The sequence below is a fragment of the Polaromonas sp. P3_C2 genome (genome assembly GCF_056402675.1).
In genome coordinates this window covers 1-7,012 of the sequence record NZ_JBFUGX010000182.1, presented here as the reverse complement: position 1 = coordinate 7,012, position 7,012 = coordinate 1, and the positions used below count along the sequence as shown (strand labels likewise).

Genomic DNA, 7,012 nt, shown 5'->3' with positions numbered 1-7,012 from the left:
GGCTCCAGCCTCTCGGGCGGCCAGCAGCAACGCCTGTGCATTGCCCGCGGCATCGCCATCAAGCCTGAAGTGCTGCTGCTGGACGAGCCCTGTTCGGCGCTGGACCCTATTTCCACCGCCAAGGTGGAAGAGCTGATTGCCGAGCTCAAGAACGAATACACGGTAGTCATCGTGACGCACAACATGCAGCAGGCGGCCCGCTGCAGCGACTACACCGCCTATATGTATCTGGGCGACCTGGTTGAGTTTGGAGCAACCGAAGACTTGTTCTTCAAGCCAAAACGTAAAGAAACCGAAGACTACATCACCGGCCGTTTCGGCTGATACGGATTAGGGAGCACACATGCCTGATAAACACCTATCGACCCAGTTTGACAGCGAACTCAACGGCGTCTCTTCGCGCGTGATGGAGTTGGGCGGCCTCGTCGAGTCGCAGATTCGCCTGGCCATCTATGCGCTGTCCCAGTTCAGCGCCGAAAGCGCCAACCAGGTGATCGAAACCGAATCGCGCGTCAACGCGATGGAAATCGACATCGACCGCGAGCTGTCGTCCATCATTGCGCGGCGCCAGCCTACGGCTCGCGACCTGCGCCTGCTGATTGCGATTTCCAAGACCACAGCCAACCTCGAGCGTGCCGGCGACGAGGCCGAGAAGATTGCCCGCATGGTCAAGTCCATCATAGAAAGCGGATCGGCCCGTGCCCTGCCTTCGTCCGACCTGCGCATCGCGGCGGAGCTTGCTTCCGGCCTGCTGCGCAAGGCACTGGATGCTTTTGCCCGGCTGGACACCGCGGTCGCGGTTTCCATCCTCAAGGAAGACGACCAGATCGACCAGGAATTCGACGGTTTTGTGCGCAAGCTCATCACTTACATGATGGAAGACCCGCGCACGATTTCGCCTAGCCTGGACCTGCTGTTTGTGGCCAAGGCCATCGAGCGCGTGGGCGACCATGCCAAGAACATCGCAGAATTCATCATTTACATCGTCAAGGGCGCCGACGTGCGGCACACGCCGATGGAACAGATTGAATCCGCAGTAAAGTAAAGACGGAATGAAACACCTGCCACGCATACTGATTGTTGAAGACGAGCCAGCCATTGCCGAGTTGATTGCCGTCAACCTGCGGCATGGTGGCTTTGACCCCGTGGTGGCGGAAGACAGTGTGTCGGCCCAGCGCGAACTCGACGCTGTGTTGCCCGATGCCATCCTGCTCGACTGGATGCTGCCGGGGCAAAGCGGCCTGGCGTTGGCGCGTCACTGGCGCAAGCAGGCGCGTACCAAGAGCATTCCCATCCTCATGTTGACGGCACGCGGTGACGAGCCCGACAAGGTGGCCGGGCTGGATGCCGGCGCCGACGACTACATCACCAAGCCGTTTTCTACCCAGGAACTGTTGGCGCGCATACGTGYCGTGCTGCGGCGCCGCGCTCCCGAGTCGGTGAACGACAGCGTGACCGTCGGCGGGCTGGTCCTGGACGCCGCCACGCATCGCATTTCCTACCTGGGCCAGGAGCTCAAGCTGGGCCCGACCGAGTTCAAGCTGCTGCACTACCTGATGAAACACGCCGAGCGCGTCCACAGCCGCAGCTCCCTGCTCGATAAGGTGTGGGGCGACCACGTGTTCATTGAAGAGCGCACCGTCGACGTCCACGTCAAGCGTCTGCGTGAGGCCTTGGGCGCAGCGGGCACCATGGTGGAAACTGTGCGCGGCGCCGGCTACCGGCTGACGGCGATGGCCGCCAACAACCCGGTCGCTGCGGCACAATCCAGCGCATGATCAATCGGTGGATTGTTTTTGCCGCCTGCATGATTGTTGGCGGCGGTTTGGGCTTTTGGGCGCGCACCGCAAACGGCTTGACCTTCGGACTGGGCATAGGCTTGGCTGTGGGGGCGATGGTCTGGCTGGTCATCGACAGCTTCTACATCGGCCRCCTGCTGCGCTGGCTGCGCATCGAACAAAACAACGATACACCGGCCGTGACGGCCGGCAGCGCCCCCAGCCTTCCCGGTGTATGGGGCGAGGTAGCGGACCGGACCCGCCGGCTGCTCAAGAATCGCGATCAACAGTTGCAGGAAAGCCAGGCGCGCCTCGATGAATTCCTGGCGGCCATGCAGGCCTCGCCGAGCGGCGTGGTGCTGCTCGACGCGCAAGGCCGTATCGAGTGGTGCAACCAGATGGCCAGCCAGCACTTCGGGTTTGACGCCCAGCGCGACGTGCTGCAGCACATCGCCAACCTGGTGCGTGACCCGGCCTTCAAGGCTTATATGGCAGCGGGTGATTTCTCGCACGACGTGGTGATCCCGGGCAACTTCAGCACGCCGGCCCGCCCGGTGAAGCTGTCGGTGCATGTGCATTCCTATGGCAAAAACCGCAAGCTGCTACTGTCGCGGGACATCACGGCCGTGGAGCTGGCAGAAGCCATGCGTCGCGACTTTGTGGCCAATGTGTCGCATGAGATCCGCACGCCATTGACAGTCCTGTCGGGTTTTATCGAAACCTTGCAAACGCTGCCGCTCAAGGAGCCGGAGCGTGCCCGCTACCTGGCGCTGATGTCGCAGCAGTCGCAGCGCATGCAGACGCTGGTGAATGACCTGCTGACCCTGTCGCGACTGGAAGGCAGCCCGTTTCCGGGCGCCAGTGACTGGATGACCGTCAGTGCGCTGATGGCCCAATCAGAGCAGGAGGCAAGGGCCTTGTCGTTGGTGATTGCGCCGCAGGGCCACCAGCTGGAATTTGACCAGGGGCCAGGCACCGAAATCGCCGGGGTACAGACCGAGCTTTATAGCGCGATGTCCAATCTGGTAACCAATGCAGTGCGCTACACGCCGGAGGGCGGTTTGGTCCGCGTCAGCTGGGCGCTGCTGGAGGACGGGCGTGGTGAGTTCAAGGTCAAGGACACCGGGCCGGGTATCGCGCCTGAGCACCTGCCACGCCTGACGGAACGTTTTTACCGTATCGACCGCAGCCGATCGCGTGAAACCGGGGGCACCGGCCTGGGCCTTGCCATCGTCAAACATGTCGCCCAGCGTCACGGTGCTGAGCTCAACATTCAAAGTGAACCGGGGCACGGCTCCTGCTTTTCCATCATTTTTCCCGTCGTGCGCGTTCGCCGGACTCAACCAGTTTGAGTCACCTTCAGGCTGCGCCTGACTGCATGCCACAACAGAGCCAGAAAACATGCCGCAACGAGGCCAATGGCGAGCGTGCTGGCCGCCCAGAAACTGCTGGCGGACTGCGTCGCGGCCTGGCCTGCAATGCCGTCGTAAGCCAGACGATAGCCCCCCAGAAGCCCAAGGCCCCATAGCAGCACGCCATAAAGGGCCAGCGGCGCAATGGTGATGCGGTAGCAGCGGAGCAAAAAGGCCGTCAGGGCCTGTGTTGCATCGGCGACGTGATAGAACGCAACCCACACCAGCAAAGCGGAGGCCAGCGCGACGATTTCCGGGTTGCCGGAGTACCAGCCTGCCAGCACGGGGCCGGCCATTGAAACCACGGCCGCGAGTGTCAGCGCCGCGAGCCCTGTGAGCTTCAGCCCCAGCAGCACCACGCGTTTTGCGTAATCCGGGCGTCCTGCGCCTATCCAGAACGAAACGCGGGCACTGCACGCGATGGCCATGGACAGCGGCATCATGTAGAGAACCGCGGCCACGCTGGATGCAATCTGGTGGCTTGCGGAGGCCACGGTGCCGAGGCGGGCGATGAAGAGTGCCATCAGCGTGAACGACGTCACTTCCACCAGATAAGCCAGGCCGCCGGGAATGCCGAGCCTGGCGAAGTGACCTATTTGCAGCCAGTCCGGCCGTTCCATGCGTTGCCAGATGCGATAGGGCAGGTACAGCGTCTGTGTGCGCAGCATCAGGATGGCCAGCGCCAGCAGCAGGTAGTTCACAATCAGCGTGGCCCATGCGCAGCCGACAGCGCCCATGGGTTCTACGCCGGCACCGCCGGCCACCAGCCAGATAGACAGGGGGATCTTGACCAGCAGGGCGCCGACCTGCAGCCAGGTGACCAACAGCGGCTTGCCCAGTGCCTGGTTGAAGGTGCTGTAGATGCGAAACAGCAGGGATGGTGCGAACGCAAAGGCCAGCACCGCAAGGTAACGCTGTACCTCATCGCGCATCAGTTCAGGCACTTGTGCCCAGCGCAGCAGGGGGCCGGGGAAGAGCATAGCTGCCATACCCACCACCACGATAAAACCGCACAGGTACATGCTTTGGCGCAGCGAAGCACCTACCGCCTCATGGCGGCGCGCGCCCATCATTTCGGCCCAGATGGGCAGCAGCGCCTGGACAATGCCGATCAGGCCAACGTAAACACTGATGTAAAGCGCCGATCCTACCGACAGCGCGGCCAGGGCCTCGTCGCTGTAGCGGCCTGCAATCACCGTGTCGGCCACACCGAAGGCCATGACGGCCAGTTGCCCGACGAGCACGGTGCCCGCGTGCTGGCTGATGATCTTGAGTTCGCTCAAGGGCTGGTTCTTGAGTTCGGGCGGGGAAGGCCCACCCGCTTGAACAGCAGGACGTTTTCCGTCTTGTCCGTGGGTCGGCGCACCGTCGCCTGGAAGGCCCAATCGGGCAAATTAACGACGCGGCTGAGCGTTGGCTGCGCCTCGACATCCACAATCAGGTAGGGGCAGCTTGCCTGCGTTCCGGCTTGCCGGAGCTCGAGCCCGCCGTGGTACTGCAGCGCGGCGGCCTGCGCACTGCCTACGCCGTAAATCTCAACGCAGGCGCTTTTGTCGACGAGATTTGCGATCTGGCGCGACAGGGGCGCAAGGCTGCGGGCATAGTCGAGCAGGGGCAGCCAGAGCGTCATCAGCAGCAGCCAGCACAGGGTGGCGCCGCCGGCAGGCAGTACCAGCGATTTCCAGATGGCCGCACGCTGCGCGCCGGCGCGCCATTTGACGAGCCAAGCCCAGGCTAGGGTGGCCAGCAGTGCGGCCAGAAACGCCAGCCACGAGAAGCTGGGTTCAAACCCCGGTGCGAGTTTGGCGACGTTGGCTGCGGGTTGACGCGGAACGCCAGTCTGCATGGCAATCCAGACCACCCAGATGATGATGCCGCAGCCGGTGAAAAACAGCAGTGTGAACCAGTCAATCAGCGAGGCCACGCTGCGTTTGAGTGTGGGGAGCGCGAAGGCAGCCAGCGCTGCCAGCGGCGGCAGGCTCAGCAGCAGGCTGCGGTCCGAGGCTGTGGTCGTCAGCGTGGCGGCCACGGCCATCGCGGCGAACCACAATGGCAAGGCGACATGGCGGCTGGCCAGCTGCCTGCGCCAGCGGTAAAGTGTCCACATCGCCAGCGGCCAGGCCGGCCAGGTAAACCACAGCAGCAGGCGACCCAGGCTGCGCCAGTCTTTCAGGGCGGACTGACCGTCTGCGCCCGGCAGGTGAATTCTCCAGCGCCACAGGTCCAACCCATGGGCCAGCAGCGCTACCAGCAGCGTGATGCCGGTGATCAGCAGCACCCAGTGCCAGGACTGTTGCCTGGCTGCAGGATCGGACTGGCCGGTGCCCCAGCGCATGTGAGTCCATTCCACCAGTGCCCCGCCCATGCCAATCAGCAATGCCAGTGTGGGAGCACCGCTCAGGGCGAGTCCTGCAAGCCCGATCAGCAGACCGAATGCCGGGCCGAGGATTTTGGTGGCCGCACGGTAGGGGCTTGCTGCCATGGCGTAAAAGGCCAGCGCCGTGAACCCGAGCTGGGCCAGGGCCGGCGTGGTTTCATGGGAGAGCTGCGCCAGGCCAAGACTGGCGATCAGCGCCAGCAGGGCGGTATCGGCGATAGCCCGGGCGTAGTCGACCGGACTGGCCTCGCCGCCGAAAGCAAAGGCGACTGGCTGGGCTTGCGGGCTACGCGCCAGGTAGTAAACGGCGTACCACGTCGCCAGCATCGTCAACACGAGCAGTGCCACAAATGGAATGCGCACAGCCCATGCCGGATCCAGAAAGGGGAAAACCTTGATGGCGATGGCACCCAGCCAATACGGTGCCAGTGCATCGAATTCCGTGACCTGGCCGAGCAACTGTGGACGCAGCCAGTTGCCCGCCATGGAGGCGAGTTCACGCATTACGCCAAATGCAGCAATGTCTTCGTTTTTCCAGGGGCCACGCCCCAGAAAACCCGGCAGCGCATAGGCTGCGCAAAACAGCAGCAGTGCGAGTCGCGGCAGGCGGCGCACAGCGGACTGGGCAATGATGGCAGGAGACGGTTTATTCAAAACGTATGGGTCGGATAGATCTGGGAGATCGAAAGGGAGCGCGGCTGCTGTCGGGTCGTTCAGTCCTGGCTACGGGTGATTCTGCGTCAAACCAGCCTGAGGCACATCGCGTAACCTGGCAAATTTTGCCGAAAAAAAAGCAGCCTGAATTTCAGGCTGCTTTTTTGCAGGCTGGCGAAAGTTTTTTCGCAGCTTATCCGGCAGCTTACTTCGCAGCTTCGGGTGCGGCCTCTTTGGCTGCGGTCTTGCCGAAACGGTTGCGGAATTTCTCGACGCGGCCACCCATGTTGTCCACGGATTTTTGTGTGCCGGTGTAGAAAGGGTGCGATTCGCTGGACGTATCGAGCTTGTACAGGGGCAGTTCGCGACCGTCGTCCATCTTCACCATTTCTTTGGTGTTCACGCAGGAGCGGGTGACGAACTTGAAGTTGTTGGACAGGTCCAGGAAACAAACTTCGCGGTAGTTGGGGTGAATGCCTTCTTTCATGATCTTTCCTTATTCGTTGCGGGAGCCACACCAAGCCAGTCCTGGGCACTTTCCGCTAAGCCGCACATTATAGCACCCCCGTCCAAGTTCACTGCGTGTAACTTGTTCCCCCCTCAAGGGGGCGGCGCCTTGGGCCGGCGAAGCCGGACCCTCGGCCCCCGCTGGTAAATACCCCACTGGTTGCGCCCTGGATCTTCAATCCAGTATGAGCCGCGGGACTGGCTTTGCCAGACCGCAGGCGGGCGGCCCCCTCGGGGGGCAGGAAGCTACACGAAGTGAGCGACCGTGGGGGCCACGTTCTAGC

Annotated in this window: 7 protein-coding genes; 4 read left to right on the top strand and 3 right to left on the bottom strand. The window is 62.6% G+C overall.

Annotated features, from left to right (window positions below; genetic code table 11):
* From AC1DWI_RS09780 to phoR, 4 genes are all read left to right on the top strand, one after another.
* Positions 1-324, top strand: a 324-nt coding sequence (locus AC1DWI_RS09780; protein WP_477724750.1) for a phosphate ABC transporter ATP-binding protein, incomplete at its 5' end; no start/stop codon positions are given.
* 19 nt (positions 325-343) lie between these two features.
* Positions 344-1,045 (top strand): phosphate signaling complex protein PhoU, encoded by a 702-nt coding sequence (gene phoU / locus AC1DWI_RS09775; RefSeq protein ID WP_411879881.1) that lies wholly within the window; start codon positions 344-346, stop codon positions 1,043-1,045.
* Between the two features lie 7 nt (positions 1,046-1,052).
* Positions 1,053-1,778, top strand: coding sequence for a phosphate regulon transcriptional regulator PhoB (gene phoB, locus AC1DWI_RS09770; RefSeq protein WP_477724749.1), 726 nt, complete (start codon positions 1,053-1,055; stop codon positions 1,776-1,778).
* Positions 1,775-3,130 (top strand): phosphate regulon sensor histidine kinase PhoR, encoded by a 1,356-nt coding sequence (gene phoR / locus AC1DWI_RS09765; RefSeq protein ID WP_477724748.1) that lies wholly within the window; start codon positions 1,775-1,777, stop codon positions 3,128-3,130. Before phoB ends, phoR begins: the two co-directional genes overlap by 4 nt.
* Here phoR and AC1DWI_RS09760 read toward each other — a convergent pair.
* The 3 genes from AC1DWI_RS09760 to AC1DWI_RS09750 form a co-directional block, all read right to left on the bottom strand.
* Entirely contained in the window at positions 3,118-4,473 is a 1,356-nt protein-coding gene (locus AC1DWI_RS09760; protein WP_477670884.1) for an MATE family efflux transporter, read from the bottom strand. The genes phoR and AC1DWI_RS09760 overlap by 13 nt on opposite strands.
* A complete protein-coding gene (locus AC1DWI_RS09755) occupies positions 4,470-6,221 on the bottom strand; it encodes a hypothetical protein (protein ID WP_477670883.1) in 1,752 nt (583 codons plus the stop codon). The genes AC1DWI_RS09760 and AC1DWI_RS09755 overlap by 4 nt, the downstream gene beginning before the upstream one ends.
* 205 nt (positions 6,222-6,426) lie before the next feature.
* Positions 6,427-6,708 carry a type B 50S ribosomal protein L31 gene (locus AC1DWI_RS09750; protein WP_457278651.1) on the bottom strand — a complete coding sequence of 94 codons (282 nt, stop codon included), beginning with the start codon at positions 6,706-6,708 and terminating at the stop codon, positions 6,427-6,429.
* Between the last annotated feature and the right edge of the window lie 304 nt (positions 6,709-7,012).